We start from the raw sequence: 14,089 nt of genomic DNA on the forward strand, positions 1-14,089 counted from the left end.
AATCGTTTCGTGTCGTGACGGGGGGAGTGTGCCTGACGATCTTAAGGTGCTCCCCGGCCATGGGGCGGCTGGACGATGGCGTCGCGGCACCCTCATCCCATTTCACCGTGGTGTTCGCGCCAACACAAACAAAAAGGGGAGTGCCGCACTGCAGCCCTCCCTCTTTCGTTGTGAAGCCATGTTTCGTCACCGGCGCGCGTGTGCGCGCGAGGCAAGTGTTACGGCTTGTCGCTTTCGAAGATGGATTTCGCCTTCTTCAAGTCACTCAGCTCACCCATGTCGGTCTTGTACTTCAGCAACGGCAGGAAGTTCTTGAGGTAGGCGAAGCACAGGATGATGTTCATGTACAGGCACCAGACCGACATGTAGGTGCTGAACAGGCGCTCATAACGAAGGTTGAGCACAATCGAGTTGTGAAAGACGATGTAGGACACCGGCAGTGATGCGGCGACGGCCAGTGGCACGAACCGGTTGAACACCAGGCAGATGCCAGCGAACACCTCAAGGATCTTCACAAGATCAAACAGGCCGACCTCAATGAGGGACACCATCATCACGTTGGACAGATGGAGGTTGCCCAAGGGCTGAGGGAAGACAAAGGGGAAGCCCAGCAGCGGCCCCACATGGTTCCACCCGCTGACAATCATCCACGCGCCCAGGAACAGGCGGAAGAACGTGATGATCAGTCGACCAATAAAGCGTAGATTGACTTCAATTTCACTCACATTTTCAGATGTGGAGGTAATACCGGACATTATTTGAACTCCTTCGAGATACCTTGAATTTGCATGTGGATTGCCTGGCGTGGGCAAGCCATTTCAGATTTACATGACCGACGACTCAAGAGGATTCTTGCGTGGCTTCGTCGGTTCGCAGCGCTCCACTGGTTGCGCAGCGGCCTGAATCCGCTCTGCCACTCGACCATTCCACGTGCGGAAAATGTCAACGATCTCCGCGGCCTGACCGGTTCGTTCGCCGCCCACGCAGTGGTAGACCATGACGACCATGCCTTCACCCAGAACTTTCCGGATGTGGTGGGTGACCGCCGGGCCATCCTGGCGATCCACGGCGGCCGGGCTCAGGTCTTTGGTCTTGGGCGTGAAATACAGTTTCTCTGCCTCCGCTGCACCGCCGGCTTGATAAGCCGTATCCAGGTAGCCAGCGACGATCTGCTTGGGCAATTTGCCAACGCCAGGACCGTTGTCACCGGCCCATCGCGGATTCGTGGCGAGGTCGTGTGCCAAATTGGCGGCGAGTGCCAAGCCCACCAGCACCGACGCTATTTCGAAGTGTTTTGTTTTGATCCGCATCTCTTTGTCACCTTTCGTTTTTGATCTGAAGACGGCTTAACGTTGCTTGGTTGTCAATGAGTCAGTCTTTGACGTGTTTCAACAATTCGGGATTCATCGAATTCTTGAATTTGGCTCGCATGAACTCGGTTTGGTTCTTCCATTTCGACAATTCTTCAGGCGGCATGGTGCTGATCAAAACCCCTTTGGATTGAAGCAGCTCCAGCACTTGTTGGTCGTGGTCTCGGGAGACTTTTCTCTGAAAATGGCTGGCGTCCCAAGCAGCCAGCTTGATGGCGTCCTTTTGCTTCGCCGACAAGCCATTCCAAAACGCCTCATTGGCAGCCATCACCAGCACGCCATAGCTGTGGTGCGTCAAGCTGAGATAGGGCTGCACCTCGTGCAGGCCGCCCACCCAGATTTGGGCGAGGAAGTTGTCCTGAGCTTCCAGCGATTTGTCTTCCAAGGCGCGGCGAAGGCGGGAAAACGGTAGCTGCGCCGTCTGGGCGCCGACGGCCTTGAACGTGTCTTCAAACACGGCATCTGGCGCCACCCGAAACTTCATGCCCGACAGGTCTTGGAGGGCCAGCAAGGGGGCGGTGGAGTTGGTCACATGGCGGAAGCCGTTTTCCCACAAGGCCAATCCGACCAGGCCCTTGCCTTTGAGTTGTGCCAGCAAGGCCTGCCCAAACGGGCCGGACAACTGCGCATCCGCATGTTGCGCGTCCCGCAAGACAAATGGCAAATCCAGGTATCCGATGTCTGGATGCAGGGAGGTGAGGCCCGTGCCGGCAAACAACATGAGTTGGGGCATGCCAACGTGCCCCTGCTGGAACTGCTCCAGTTGCTTCGATGGGGGGCCCTGAATGGCATCGGTGCGCACACGAACCTTCAGGGTGCCGCCGCTTCGTGTCTCGACGCTCTCTGCAAACTGTCGCAGTCCTTGCCGGACGGGATGGTCTTCCGCGAGATAGGCCCGATAGTCGGCGACGTCGATCTGCACGGGCGCCTTGTCCTGGAGGAGCGCACATCCCGATGTGAGCAGGGCCAAGGGCAATGCCAGGAACCTCAAGGATTGAAAACGCAGGCGCTTGAGCATTCAGGGCTTTCCAAGATGAGTGTGTTCAAAGGACGCTTTGACAGCACTATCGCGAGGTGGACGGGCTCCAGCAAGCGCTGTTTCGCCATTTCTTCTATGAGAGAGATGCATAGCTGTACTTGTGAATTTTCAAACCCCGTGCATCATCGCCTGCCATGCACTGCAACCTCGGCTGCCCGCCGTGCCCCAAGCGGTCTTTGCCCATGGCTTGCGCCGCGAACCGAGGTCGCCGCATACTCTCGCGCATGGGCACGCACATGCATCCGTTGAACCTCAATCAGGCGTTCACGCTGATCGAGTCAGGACCTGTGGTGCTGGTCACCACCCGTGACGGGGACCGGGCCAATGTCATGACCATTTCCTGGACCATGGTGGTGGACTTCACGCCGGTGTTTGCGATCACCACGGGGGAGTGGAATCACTCCTTCGCCGCCTTGCGCAAGCATCGGGAGTGCGTCATTGCCATTCCCACGGTGGACCTGCTGGACAAGGTGGTGGGCATCGGGACGTGCACGGGGGCCGACACCGACAAGTTTGCCCAGTTCGCGCTCACCCCGGTGCCGGCCCAGCTCGTGGGTGCGCCCTTGATCAAGGAGTGCCTGGCCAACATCGAGTGCAAGGTCATCGACATCATCGAAAAGCACCACATCGTGGTGTTGAGCGGGGTGGCCGCCCATGTCGATGCTGCACGCCAGGAGCGACGCATGGTGCACGCGGTGGGCGATGGCACCTTCATCGTCGATGGGCGCAAGCTGGACCGCCGGGCGATGATGGCGGCCAAGCTCCCGCCAGGTGTCTAGGAAGGGCCTACGCGACGCCAGCTCAGGGCACAAGCCGGTGAGCGTGGCCTGTCAGTCCTGTCGCGTGAGTTCGAGCTTGTTCAGATCGAATCCCTTTTGGGCGAGTCTGGTCAGCAGGGCCTTGTAGGCGGTCGGGTCAACCTGCGGGGTTCTCGCCAGGATCCACAGGTATGCCTGACTCGGTTCGCTCACCGCCACCAGTTGATACGCCTCATCCAGGTCGATCACCCAGTAGTCGCCCCAGACGAAAGGCAGAAACGAGAGCCACGCGGGTGCGAAGCGCACCTTCAGTTTGGGGGACGTGGCCGAGCCCACCTGCCTGGCCGTGGCCATGGCCTCGTTCATGACCCCGTTCTCGAGCCGGCAGCGGTTGATGACCTGCACGGTGCCATCCGCTTGCTGACGGTATTCGGCTGTCGTGCCCCCGCCGGTACATTTTTTCTGAAACCAGGTCGGGTACTTGGCAATCTCGAACCAGGTGCCCATGTAGCGGGGCACATCCAGGGATGCAATCGTGCTCAGCTCGCCATGGCGGGGCTGTTCAGGGGCCGCGGGTGTGGCCTCGGCGGCCACGGCGGTCAGCGCACACAGGCCGAGCAAGGCGCCCATCAATGGCGCTTTCAAAGCGGACAAAGCGTTCATGGGGTGCTCCTTCAAGCGTGTCGACGTGATCGGGCGGTGCGGAGGCCTCAAATGGCTCCTGTGGCTGTTCGCGGTCGCGCGGCGGCTCAGGGCTGCTCTGACGTGGCTGCGTCTTGGCGCGCCTGCCACGCCCGCAAGGCTTGGCGATACTCGTCCATGGCCAGATCATGCAGGTCAAAAATGCAGGGATCGCAGCCGTTGCCGCAGCAGGCGTCGAGGTCAGGCGGCTCGGGGGCTTGGGGCTTCGGGTCCGGGTTGGCTGCAGGCGTGGACGAGGTGCTCATGCTCTCATTTTCGCGCAGAGGCCAAATCAGTACGCGACGTAGGGGCCACTCCCCAAGGGTGTGTTCGCACCGCTGATGGCTGTGTACACCTGGCGCCCGTAGAAGAAGGGCAGGCCGAAGTCGAAGGAGTCATCGTCGCCGATGGGGCCGCCCAGGTTGCTCATGGCGTAGTTGCTGGCATCGCTGAACAGCGCAATCGCGTTGGCAATCGAGAAGTTGACCGTGCTGGTCTGGCCATTGACACTGCTGTTGACGGCCTGCAGGGTCAGTGTGCTGGTGGGGCAATACCAATCCGTGGCGATCCCCACGCACGTGGGAAAGGCCGGATCGTTGTCCAAGCCAAAGAACCAGCCATTGGAGCCGGAGTCGACAAAGCCCTGGATCAGCGTGCTGCCGTCGAACGTGGTGGTGAAGTAGCCGCTGGCGTTCGGGGCCATCTTGCTGACCGTGCCTGGGACGTTGTTCGCCTGGGTGCCGATGCCGAAGATCATGACGCCCGTGGCACTGGCCGCCCCCGTAGATGGAATGGCGGGCAAGCTGATGAGGGTGCCATTGTTGTTCACGGCAAACTGGCTGACAGGTTGCAGCAGTTGCTCGGCTCGGCTGATCGCGATGCCTGTGAGGGCTCCGCCACCCTGGTCGAGGTGGTAGTAACCATTGTTCGTGATGAATTCGCACCCAATCCCGCAGTCTTCGCGGTCGGGCCCGATCCCCAGGATGCCATTGGCGCCCAGGTCGCTGACCGCGGTGATGGGTGTGAAGCCGGTCGAGGCACACACCGACGGTGCAGCGGCGGCGCCTGCCGTGCCTGCCAGCTGGATCCGCAAGCTGGCGGCTTTTTCACCGTCCAGCGCAGTGCCGCCCAGGTACACGTCGGCAGTGGCGACGGGGCCCCACATATAGTTTTGGTCAATGAACTGCGCGCAGTTGTACAGCTGCTTGTCGCTCACCTTCACCAGAGGCAAGGGCAGGCTGACGGCGGCGCTCAACAGTCGCAGGCCTGTGGAGCCCGTGTCCACCAGAACGTTGTCGATCGTCTGGCAGCTGGTGGTGGAGCCTGGCAAGCACAGGCGCACGCTGGTGTAGAGCAGATTGACCACCCGTCCCGAACCGGCTGGCCCGGGCCCGACGCGCAGCGCCTGGACATTGGCCCCGGGTGGGACGGTCACGGCAGGCGAGAGCGGTGTTTTGGATGAGCCGCCGCCCCCGCAGCTGGCGAGCAGCCACACCAGGCTCGCCATCAGGGCGCGTCTGAGCTGTTGGAAGGTCGGCGAATGTGTCATGGCCGCAGTGTGTGAATGTCGACGCCGTGCGGCACCAGGGCTGGGAGGTAGGCATAGCCTTCGAAGTGCCCCATGCGGCCACGCGACACCATCACCAGGTCGGCTTTGCGAGCGTGCACGACTCCCCCACGCTGACCCGCCGCACGCTTTTGCTGAACGGCTTGCTGGTAGGCGGTGAAATGATCCCCAAAGAACGCCGCCAGATCAGGCAGCACCGGCCCTTGCCAGACGACCGCAAACACCACCTGTTGGGCGTTGACGAACTCCCTCACCACCGTGCCGGTGGGCGCCACGGTGGTGGACACCGTGTACGCCTCGCTCGGCGGCACAGCACGCATTTGCCGGGCGACAGGCGCGCTTTCGGTGGCCAGGGTGGCCGCTTCGGCGGGCTGGGCTTGCGGCGCCCGTCCCAGGGCCGCCTGCGCCTGGGGGCACAGCAGCAAGGAGGCGAGCAGGGCCCCTGAGGCCATTCGCCATGTCGTGACGAGCGAGGATTTCATGGAGAGTGTGACGTCGTGGTGAACTGCGCTGGCCACGCGATGGTTCCAAATGGAAGCACGCGGTGTCGGAAGCACGCAGTGTCCTAATTTATCAGCCTATCGCATCTCACGCGTCCATGTACTCACCGCCGTTGGATGACCCTGGAGTGACGCGGTTTGCGCTCGCCAGGACACGTCGCGGCGAGCCTCACTCCATCAAGGCCACCGACTTCATCTGCACCCAGATCTCCTGCTCCGGCGCCACGCCCAGGTCGGCGGCGGCGCGCCGGGTGAGTTGAGCCAGCACGCTCGCCTCACCGATGTGCAGCCGCACCAGCATCAGACCCGGGTGGGTGTCGTCGCCGATGGCGTCCACGCGACCGCGCATCACGTTCTGGATGCTGGTGTGGCCAGGCTGCACGGCCAGGCTCACATCGCGAGCCAGCACGCGCACGCGCACGCGCTGGCCCACTTGCAGGGCATGGTCGCGGATCCACAGCTGGCCGCCGCCAAAGTCCACTCGGGCCAGGTGCCAGGCAGCATCCAGCTCGCTCACCGTGGCGGCCAGGATGACGCCAGCGTCCTCGCCCAGGCGGATGGGGGCGTCCACCCGGGTCAGAATCTCTGTCAGGGCACCGCTGGCGGTCACGCGGCCCTGGTCCAGCATCACGAGGTGATCGGCCAGGCGCGTCACCTCGTCGGGCGCGTGGCTGACGTAGAGCATGGGGATGTCGAGCTCGTCGCGCAGGCGCTCCAGGTAGGGCAGGATCTCCTGCTTGCGGCGCAGGTCGAGTGCGGCCAGCGGCTCGTCCATCAGCAGCACGCGTGGGGCAACGGCCAGGGCGCGGGCCATGCCGACGCGCTGACGCTCGCCCCCCGACAGGCGATCGGGTTTCCGATCGAGCAGGGGCCGGATGCCCAGCAGGTCGATGACGTGGTCCAGCTGCACGGTGGCCGCCTCGGTGCTGCGGTGCAGGCCATAGTGCAGGTTGCCCAGCACGCTGAGGTGCGGAAAGAGGCTGGCCTCCTGGAACACATAGCCGATGGGGCGGCGATGGGGAGGCAGCCATGCGCGACCGTCCTGCCAGGTCTGGCCTTGCACGCGCAGTCGTCCTTGCGGCGCGCGCTCCAGCCCGGCGATGCAGCGCAGCAGCGTCGTCTTGCCCGACCCCGAGGGGCCGAACAGGGCGGTGACGCCACGACCCGGAAGGCGCAGGTCCACGTCGAGCGTGAACCCGGGCCAGTCGAGCTGAAACCGTGCCTCGATGTCGCTCATCTCAGCGCCTCCGGCCGGGTTGGGCGCGCCAGGCATACAGGCTCAGCAACACCATGAAGGAGAACACCAGCATCACAGCGGCGAGGCGGTGGGCCTGGCCGTAGTCCAGCGATTCGACATGATCGTAGATCTGCACCGAGGCGACGCGGCTGATGCCCGGCAGGTTGCCCCCGATCATCAGCACCACGCCGAACTCGCCCACCGTGTGCGCGAAGGTCAGGATGGACGCCGTCAGGAAGCCGGGCGCGGCCAGCGGCACGGCCACGGTGAAGAAGGCGTCCAGCGGCGAGGCGCGCAGGGTGGCGGCCACCTCCATGGGGCGCTCGCCCATGGCCTCGAAGGCGCTTTGCAGGGGCTGCACCATGAAGGGCAGGGAGTAGAACACCGAGGCCACCACCAGCCCGGTGAAGGTGAAGGGCAGGGGGGGCAGGCCGATCGCCTGGGTCAGTTGCCCGAGGGGGCCGTCCGGCCCCATGGCCAGCAGCAGGTAAAAGCCCAGCACAGACGGAGGCAGCACCAGGGGCAGGGCCACCACGGCACCGATGGGGGCCTTCCAGCGAGAGCGGCTGCGCGCCAGCCACCAGGCGACGGGCGTGCCCAGCACCAGCAAGATGAGCGTGACCACGCCGGCCAGGCGGGCGGTCAGCCACAGGGCCTGCCAGTCACTGTCAGAGAGCATGGGGCGTCTTCCTGGGCTCGGGCATCATTTCTCTGCCGCCTCACCGGGCAGGACGAAACCGTAGCGGCTCATCACGGCGCGGGCCTGGGGGCTGCGCATGTGGTCCGCGAAGCGCCGGGCGAGCGCGCTGCCTTGTGCCCGTTTCGTGATGATGAAGCCCTGCTCCAGCGGGGAGTGAAGCTGCTCGGGAATCAGACCGTAGCCGCCTTGGCGCGACAGCGTCGGGTTCACGGCCAGGGCCAGCGCGATGATGCCGACCTGGGCGTTGCCGGTCTGCACGAACTGGGCGGTTTGCGCGATGTTGTCGCCGTAGACGAGCTTGGGCTCGACCTGCGACCAGACGCCGGCGGCCCGCAAGGCCTCCACGGCGCGCTGGCCATAGGGCGCGTGCTTGGGATTGGCGATGGCGATGCGGGTGATCTTCGGATCGGCGAGCTGGCTCAGGCGCAGCTGGCGGGCATCGAGCGAGGCGCTCCACAGCACGAGGCGGCCCACGGCATAAGGCTGGACCGGCGAGGCCGCGAAACCTGCCTGGGCCAGCGCACGCGGGTAGGCGATGTCGGCCGAGAAGTACAGATCGTAGGGCGCACCCTGCTGGATCTGGGTGTGGAACTTGCCCGAGGAGCCGTAGACGACGTGGACCTCATGACCGGGCTCGCGTGCCTGAAAGGCCGTCACGATCTCGTCGAGGGCGAACTTCAGGTCTGAGGCCGCGGCCATCATGATCTTGTCGGCATGGGCACTGGGGCCGGCGAGCAGCAGACCGAGGCAGAGCAGGTGGGCGAGCAGGCGTGTCATGGCTGGGGCTGGGCGGCGTCGCAAGCGACTCAGCGGGAGCATACCCCAGCCCGCTCAGCCCCTGGGCGCAGTGGGTCGACACGCGTGGCCCACGCGCCCCGGCTGATCAACCGAACAGCTTGTTGGCGGTCTCGGCCACGGTCTTGCCCTGGAAGCGCGCGCCGTCCAGCTCGATTGCGCTGGGCTGGCGCTCACCCTTGCCGCCGGCAATCGTGGTGGCACCATAGGGACTGCCGCCAACGATCTCGTCCAGCGTCATCTGGCCTGCAAAGCTGTAGGGCAGGCCCACGATGACCATGCCAAAGTGCATCAGGTTGGTGAGGATGGAGAACAGCGTCACCTCCTGGCCGCCGTGCTGCGTGGCGGTGGACGAGAAGGCCGCGCCCACCTTGCCGTTGAGGGCCCCGCGCGCCCACAGCCCGCCCGCCTGGTCGAGAAAGGCGGCCATCTGCGACGGCATGCGACCGAAGCGGGTGGGCGCGCCCACGATGATCGCGTCGTAATTGACCAGCTCGGCCACGGTGGCGACGGGGGCGGCCTGGTCGAGCTTGAAGTGCGCCGACTGGGCGATCTCCTGCGGCACGGTTTCCGGGACACGCTTCACATCGACGGTGGCGCCAGTGCTGCGCGCGCCTTCCGCCACGGCCTGGGCCATGGCTTCAATGTGGCCATAGGTGGAATAGTACAGAACGAGGACTTTGGACATGGGAGCTCCTGGTGGGTGACGAGGATGTGGCGAGGGCGCACTGCTCAGCCCGGAAGGCTCATTCTGCGCGGGTGTCGGGGCGTTGGCAATGAGGCGCGGCTCGGCACACTTTGTGAACAAAGTGTTCACGTTTGGCTGTGTTCATGGGAGGGGAGTCGTGCGGGTCTGTCCGCGCAATCTGTGGGCAGAGCTTTAAAAAATACTTCTGAATCAATGGCTTGAGAGGAGTTTGAGGGGGCTGCGCACATCTGGCACACCCCTTGCAATGTAGACATTGCCAAGCAGACATTCTTTCTTTCCCTTGTTCAGGAGCTTCCATGTCCACCGTCATCGCCCCAGCCGCTGCCCCTTCGACTGCCGCCGCCCCCACCACGGTGAAGGCCTATCTGCGTCCCATCGACCGCGATGGCCTGATGGCCTTTGCCGAGAAGGGCCGCAACAACCCCGCCTCCCGCGGCACCAACAAAGTGCACACCGTGATGGAGGGGCAGTACCGCTCGCTGAGCTACGTGGGCAACCACACCCCGGTGTTGGTGGACGAGCCGCTGCACCTGTTCGGGCAGGACACGGCGCCTGCCCCCGGTGAGATCGTGCTGTCGGGGCTGGGCGGCTGCCTGGCGGTGGGCATCACGGCCGTGGCCACCTGGAAGCAGGTCAAGCTGACCCGCCTGGAGGTCTTCATGGAGGGCGACATCGGCAACCCCGCAGCCTGGGGCGCCGGTGGTGCCCTGGAGAAGACCCCGCCGGAGATGGGCTTTCAGGCCATCCGCGTGAAGGTGCTCGTCGAGGGCGATGCCCCCCGTGAGGTGCTCGACGAGATCGTGCAGCACGCCAACTTCTATTCGCCGGTGGCCAACACGATGCGCAACCCTATCCCCTTCACCATCAGTCTGGTTGACTGAGGTTCGACCGCTTGCTGCAGGAAGGAGTCCTTCATGAACCCCGCTGACATTCCCCCGGCGATGACGTGTGACCCGGCGAGCTCGGCTGAGACACTGATGGTCGCCGTTCAGGCCATCGCCCGAGGCCCTTTGAGGCAGCAAGTCGAGGCCATCGACCGCGGGCTGTACCCGGCGTCGATCTTGCGAGGCCTGGCCCAGGTGGGCGCCATGAGTGCCCACCTGGGCGCCGCCGGGCAGCCCGGTGACTACGGTCTGGCCATCCGGGCGATGGCCGAGGTGTCCCGCGTGTGCGGCGCCACCGGCTTCATGATGTGGTGCCAGGCAGTGTGCGGTTTGTACCTGCAGCACAGCGGCAATCCGGCGCTCACAGGCGAGGTGCTGCAGGCACACCTGCGTGGCGAGGGCCTGGGCGGGACGGCACTGTCCAACCCGATGAAGAGCTATGCGCAGATCGAGCACATGCTGCTGCGCGCCCGCGCGGTAGACGGTGGCTATCTGGTCAGCGGCACCTTGCCCTGGGTGAGCAACCTCGGCCCCCATCAGTACTGCGGCGCGATCGCTTCGGTCGATGAGGGCTCATCCAATGAGCCTCATGAGCTCATGTTCCTGCTGCGCTGTGACGCACCGGGCGTGGAAATGCGCGAGTGCCCCAGCTTCTCCGGCATGGAGGGCACCGGGACCTACGCCTTGCGCCTGAGCGATCACTTCGTGGGAGCCGATCAGATCATCGCCGACCCCACGCGACCGTTCATTGCCAGCATCCGCGCGGCGTTTGTGATGCTGCAGTGCGGGATGGCGGTGGGCGTCACGCAAGGGGCCATCGATTCCATGTGGGCGGTGGAAGGACAGTTGGGCCATGTGAACCAGTTCCTGGAAGACCGCCCCGATGCCTTGCAGGCCGAGCTGGACGAACTCACGGCGCGGGTCATGAAGCTGGCCGAAACGCCCTTCGACACGCGCAAGGAGTTTTTCATCGATGTGCTGGACGCACGTGCCCACGGCGCGGAGTTGTGCCTGCGGGCGGCGCAGTCAGCCTTGATGCACCAGGGCGCACGCGGCTATCTCTTGAGCTCCGATGTCCAGAGGCGGGTACGTGAGTCGCATTTCGTCGCCATCGTGACCCCTGCGATCAAGCACCTGCGCAAGGAGATCGCACGCCTGAGCGAAGAGGAGATGCCAGCATGAGCATCGACCTGCCCTTTGCGCAGTACATCTGCGAAGCCTGCGGCTACGTTTACGACGAAGCCCTGGGGGATCCCGACGGGGGCTTGCCGCCCGGCACCCGTCTGGCCGACATTCCGGATGACTGGGCCTGTCCGCTGTGCGGCGTGAGCAAGCACGACTTCGTGCCTTACGTGGCGCCGGACATGGGGCGGTTGCGCGCCCTGGCCTGCAGTGCGGCGCTGCCCCGTCGGCGTGCGGCATCCGCGGCGGGTGTGGTCATCGTGGGGGCGGGGCGTGCCGGGTGGCAAATGGCTGAGGCCTTGCGTGCGCGGGACGCCAAGATCCCCATCACCCTGGTGAGCGCCTGCGCCGGCGATGTGTACGACAAGCCACTGCTGTCGGTGGCGATGGCACGCGGCTTGAGCGCTACGCAGTTGGTCAAAGAGTCGGGGGCGCAGGCCGCGCTTCGCCTGGGCGTGACGCTGATGGCGCACACCCATGCGGTGCGTGTGTGCGAGGCCGCGCGCCAGCTGCGCACCACACGTGGGACGCTGCCTTATCGACACCTCATCCTGGCACATGGCGCACAAGCCGGTCTGCCAGCAGCGCTCCCGGAACGGCTGTGCTGGCGGGTGAATCACCTGTCGGCGTATCAGAAACTGCGCGAAGTCATTGCAGGCTCATCACATGAGCTGGTGATCGTCGGGGCTGGGCTCATTGGCTCCGAGCTGGCGAACGACCTGGCCTTGGGTGGGCACCGCATCACCTTGCTGGACACGCAGCAAGAGCCCTTGTCGCGTTGGCAGGCCGAGCAGGCGGGGTCGAAGGTGCTGCAAGCCTGGCGCGATCTGCCCATCCAGTTTGTGGGCGGCGTCGAGGTCGCGGCGGTGGAGAAAGTGGGCGATCGCATCCGCGTGACCACCCGATGCGATCAGGTGTTCGAGGCCGATCAGCTGATCGCGGCCACGGGCTTGCGCACCCCTTCTCGCCTGGCGCAGTCCGCCGGTCTGAACTGGTGCGATGGCATTGCCGTGGAGGCACGAACCTTGCGTACCAATCGAGCAGGCATCTATGCATTGGGTGACTGCATCACCGTCGATGGACAGGCCAGCCGCTACATCGAACCGATTGCCCGGCAGGCACGCACCATCGCTTCGCAGATCTGTGGAAACGAGCCGGAGCTTTATCAGGTCCGCCCCATGGTGGTGCGAGTCAAGACGACGTCGATGCCTCTCACCCTGCATTGAGGCGGACACCGCAGCGCCCTTTCTTTCATCTTTGACCGAGGCCACGCCATGACGAAATCTGATGACAACATCTATCGCCCGTATTCGCCGGTATCCCGACTGGGCGGCTGCCCATGCGGGCAACATGCCAGCGGGGCCGAGCATGACGCCGCCACGCTGGCCGCGACCGAGGCCCGTGCCACCGATGTGGAGGCCCTGTCGCGTGATTTCATTGAAGCGGCTGCGGTGAAAGCGCTCTTCCCGGTCGAAGCGACCCGCCGCGCCTTCCTCAATGCCGTCGGTCAGCGCACGGCCATGGCGGCCATCGCGAGCGTGCTGCCCCTGGCCAGCCTGCAGGCCATGGCTCAGGACAAGGGCGCGCTGGAGAAGAAGGACCTGAAGATCGGCTTCATCCCCATCACTTGTGCCACCCCTTTGATCATGGCGCACCCCCTGGGCTTCTACAAGCAGCAAGGGCTGAATGTGGAACTCAGCAAGACCGCAGGATGGGCCCTGGTGCGCGACAAGATGCTCAACAACGAGTACGACGCCTCGCACTTCCTCAGCCCGATGCCCCTGGCGATCTCCTTGGGCCTGGGTTCGAGCGCCAAGCCCATGCAGGTGGCCACGATCCAGAACGTCAATGGCCAGGCCATCACGCTCGCGCTCAAGCACAAGAACAACCGCGATCCGAAGAACTGGAAGGGCTTCAAGTTCGCCATTCCCTTCGAGTTCAGCATGCACAACTTCCTGTTGCGCTACTACCTGGCCGAGGCGGGCCTGAACCCCGACACCGATGTGCAGTTGCGCGTGGTGCCGCCTGCCGAGATGGTGGCCAACCTGCGCGCGGGCAACATCGACGGCTTCCTCGGCCCGGATCCCTTCAACCAGCGTGCGGTCTACGAGGAAGTGGGCTTCATCCACCTGCTCACCAAGGACATCTGGGACGGCCACCCTTGCTGCGCCTTCGGCACCAGTGCCGAGTTCGTGCAGAAGAACCCCAACACCTTTGCCGCGCTCTACCGTGCCGTACTGACGGCCGCCGCGATGGCCCGGGGTCCCAAGAACCGGGAGTTGATCGCGGGCGTCATCTCCAAGCCGCAGTACCTGAACCAGCCTGAGGTGGTGGTCAAGCAGGTGCTGACCGGGCGCTTCGCCGATGGCCTGGGCAATGTGAAGAACGTGCCCTCGCGCGCGGACTTCGACCCGATGCCCTGGGACAGCATGGCGGTCTGGATGCTCACGCAGATGCAGCGCTGGGGCTACCTCAAGGGCGATGTGAACTATCGCCAGATCGCCGAGAAGGTGTTCCTGATGACCGATGCCCGCAAGCGCATGAAGGAGCTGGGACAACCGGCCCCGCTTGCCGCCGCCCCCAAGTTCAAGGTGATGGGCAAGGAGTTCGATGCCGCCAAGGCCGATGCCTACCTGAAGAGCTTTGCCATCCGAAAGGCGGTGTGAG

Annotated in this window: 16 protein-coding genes; 5 read left to right on the forward strand and 11 right to left on the reverse strand. The window is 64.4% G+C overall.

Going from position 1 to position 14,089, the window contains the following annotated elements:
- Positions 1-218: 218 nt before the first annotated feature.
- The 3 genes from RBT42_RS09425 to RBT42_RS09435 all read right to left on the reverse strand — a co-directional run bounded on the left by RBT42_RS09425 (position 219) and on the right by RBT42_RS09435 (position 2,388).
- Positions 219-725 (reverse strand): DoxX family protein, encoded by a 507-nt coding sequence (locus RBT42_RS09425; RefSeq protein WP_320364455.1) that lies wholly within the window; start codon positions 723-725, stop codon positions 219-221.
- 99 nt (positions 726-824) lie between these two features.
- Positions 825-1,310, reverse strand: coding sequence for a hypothetical protein (locus tag RBT42_RS09430; RefSeq protein WP_320364457.1), 486 nt, complete (start codon positions 1,308-1,310; stop codon positions 825-827).
- Positions 1,311-1,371: 61 nt separating this feature from the next.
- Positions 1,372-2,388 (reverse strand): DctP family TRAP transporter solute-binding subunit, encoded by a 1,017-nt coding sequence (locus tag RBT42_RS09435; protein WP_320364459.1) that lies wholly within the window; start codon positions 2,386-2,388, stop codon positions 1,372-1,374.
- 257 nt (positions 2,389-2,645) lie between these two features.
- On the opposite strand from RBT42_RS09435, the gene RBT42_RS09440 reads away from it, so the two are divergent.
- Positions 2,646-3,188, forward strand: a complete 543-nt coding sequence (locus RBT42_RS09440) for a flavin reductase family protein (RefSeq protein ID WP_320364461.1) — start codon at positions 2,646-2,648, stop codon at positions 3,186-3,188.
- A 51-nt stretch (positions 3,189-3,239) separates the two neighbouring features.
- Here RBT42_RS09440 and RBT42_RS09445 read toward each other — a convergent pair whose 3' ends face one another.
- The 8 genes from RBT42_RS09445 to wrbA form a co-directional block, all read right to left on the reverse strand.
- Positions 3,240-3,830, reverse strand: coding sequence for a lipocalin family protein (locus tag RBT42_RS09445; protein ID WP_320364463.1), 591 nt, complete (start codon positions 3,828-3,830; stop codon positions 3,240-3,242).
- 86 nt (positions 3,831-3,916) lie between these two features.
- Positions 3,917-4,114: an oxidoreductase-like domain-containing protein gene (locus RBT42_RS09450; RefSeq protein ID WP_320364465.1), complete on the reverse strand. Its 198-nt coding sequence runs from the start codon at positions 4,112-4,114 to the stop codon at positions 3,917-3,919.
- Positions 4,115-4,140: 26 nt separating this feature from the next.
- The gene (locus RBT42_RS09455) at positions 4,141-5,397 is read right to left on the reverse strand and encodes a DUF3443 family protein (protein ID WP_320364467.1); all 1,257 of its coding nucleotides are present in this window, start codon (positions 5,395-5,397) and stop codon (positions 4,141-4,143) included.
- Positions 5,394-5,897: a DUF2844 domain-containing protein gene (locus RBT42_RS09460; protein ID WP_320364469.1), complete on the reverse strand. Its 504-nt coding sequence runs from the start codon at positions 5,895-5,897 to the stop codon at positions 5,394-5,396. Before RBT42_RS09460 ends, RBT42_RS09455 begins: the two co-directional genes overlap by 4 nt.
- Positions 5,898-6,084: 187 nt before the next feature.
- A complete protein-coding gene (modC, locus tag RBT42_RS09465) occupies positions 6,085-7,152 on the reverse strand; it encodes a molybdenum ABC transporter ATP-binding protein (protein ID WP_320364471.1) in 1,068 nt (355 codons plus the stop codon).
- Position 7,153: 1 nt separating this feature from the next.
- A complete protein-coding gene (modB, locus tag RBT42_RS09470) occupies positions 7,154-7,831 on the reverse strand; it encodes a molybdate ABC transporter permease subunit (RefSeq protein ID WP_320364473.1) in 678 nt (225 codons plus the stop codon).
- A gap of 24 nt (positions 7,832-7,855) precedes the next feature.
- A complete protein-coding gene (gene modA / locus RBT42_RS09475) occupies positions 7,856-8,629 on the reverse strand; it encodes a molybdate ABC transporter substrate-binding protein (RefSeq protein WP_320364476.1) in 774 nt (257 codons plus the stop codon).
- 106 nt (positions 8,630-8,735) lie between these two features.
- On the reverse strand, positions 8,736-9,335 hold the full coding sequence (wrbA, locus tag RBT42_RS09480) for an NAD(P)H:quinone oxidoreductase (protein ID WP_320364478.1): 600 nt from the start codon (positions 9,333-9,335) through the stop codon (positions 8,736-8,738).
- A 317-nt stretch (positions 9,336-9,652) separates the two neighbouring features.
- Between wrbA and RBT42_RS09485 the strand changes: the two genes are divergently transcribed.
- From RBT42_RS09485 to RBT42_RS09500, 4 genes are read left to right on the forward strand one after another with little or no spacing between them, the layout of a single operon-like run.
- A complete protein-coding gene (locus tag RBT42_RS09485; RefSeq protein ID WP_320364480.1) occupies positions 9,653-10,237 on the forward strand; it encodes an OsmC family protein in 585 nt (194 codons plus the stop codon).
- A 33-nt stretch (positions 10,238-10,270) separates the two neighbouring features.
- Entirely contained in the window at positions 10,271-11,422 is a 1,152-nt protein-coding gene (locus RBT42_RS09490) for an acyl-CoA dehydrogenase family protein (RefSeq protein WP_320364482.1), read from the forward strand.
- A complete protein-coding gene (locus RBT42_RS09495; RefSeq protein WP_320364483.1) occupies positions 11,419-12,648 on the forward strand; it encodes an FAD-dependent oxidoreductase in 1,230 nt (409 codons plus the stop codon). The genes RBT42_RS09490 and RBT42_RS09495 overlap by 4 nt, the downstream gene beginning before the upstream one ends.
- Before the next feature lie 48 nt (positions 12,649-12,696).
- Positions 12,697-14,088: a CmpA/NrtA family ABC transporter substrate-binding protein gene (locus RBT42_RS09500; protein ID WP_320364484.1), complete on the forward strand. Its 1,392-nt coding sequence runs from the start codon at positions 12,697-12,699 to the stop codon at positions 14,086-14,088.
- Position 14,089 lies beyond the last annotated feature (1 nt).

Origin of the sequence: Aquabacterium sp. (genome assembly GCF_034003525.1) — a bacterium.
Classification (GTDB): domain Bacteria; phylum Pseudomonadota; class Gammaproteobacteria; order Burkholderiales; family Burkholderiaceae_C; genus Aquabacterium.

What these genes read in the sequence shown, in the direction of transcription:
- RBT42_RS09440 (WP_320364461.1), top strand. Translation starts at nt 2,646, where the DNA reads ATGCATCCGTTGAACCTCAATCAGGCGTTCACGCTGATCGAGTCAGGA.
- RBT42_RS09445 (WP_320364463.1), bottom strand. Translation starts at nt 3,830, where the DNA reads ATGAACGCTTTGTCCGCTTTGAAAGCGCCATTGATGGGCGCCTTGCTC.
- RBT42_RS09455 (WP_320364467.1), bottom strand. Translation starts at nt 5,397, where the DNA reads ATGACACATTCGCCGACCTTCCAACAGCTCAGACGCGCCCTGATGGCG.
- RBT42_RS09430 (WP_320364457.1), bottom strand. Translation starts at nt 1,310, where the DNA reads ATGCGGATCAAAACAAAACACTTCGAAATAGCGTCGGTGCTGGTGGGC.
- RBT42_RS09485 (WP_320364480.1), top strand. Translation starts at nt 9,653, where the DNA reads ATGTCCACCGTCATCGCCCCAGCCGCTGCCCCTTCGACTGCCGCCGCC.
- modB (WP_320364473.1), bottom strand. Translation starts at nt 7,831, where the DNA reads ATGCTCTCTGACAGTGACTGGCAGGCCCTGTGGCTGACCGCCCGCCTG.
- RBT42_RS09500 (WP_320364484.1), top strand. Translation starts at nt 12,697, where the DNA reads ATGACGAAATCTGATGACAACATCTATCGCCCGTATTCGCCGGTATCC.
- RBT42_RS09460 (WP_320364469.1), bottom strand. Translation starts at nt 5,897, where the DNA reads ATGAAATCCTCGCTCGTCACGACATGGCGAATGGCCTCAGGGGCCCTG.
- RBT42_RS09450 (WP_320364465.1), bottom strand. Translation starts at nt 4,114, where the DNA reads ATGAGCACCTCGTCCACGCCTGCAGCCAACCCGGACCCGAAGCCCCAA.
- RBT42_RS09490 (WP_320364482.1), top strand. Translation starts at nt 10,271, where the DNA reads ATGAACCCCGCTGACATTCCCCCGGCGATGACGTGTGACCCGGCGAGC.
- RBT42_RS09435 (WP_320364459.1), bottom strand. Translation starts at nt 2,388, where the DNA reads ATGCTCAAGCGCCTGCGTTTTCAATCCTTGAGGTTCCTGGCATTGCCC.
- RBT42_RS09495 (WP_320364483.1), top strand. Translation starts at nt 11,419, where the DNA reads ATGAGCATCGACCTGCCCTTTGCGCAGTACATCTGCGAAGCCTGCGGC.
- modC (WP_320364471.1), bottom strand. Translation starts at nt 7,152, where the DNA reads ATGAGCGACATCGAGGCACGGTTTCAGCTCGACTGGCCCGGGTTCACG.
- modA (WP_320364476.1), bottom strand. Translation starts at nt 8,629, where the DNA reads ATGACACGCCTGCTCGCCCACCTGCTCTGCCTCGGTCTGCTGCTCGCC.
- wrbA (WP_320364478.1), bottom strand. Translation starts at nt 9,335, where the DNA reads ATGTCCAAAGTCCTCGTTCTGTACTATTCCACCTATGGCCACATTGAA.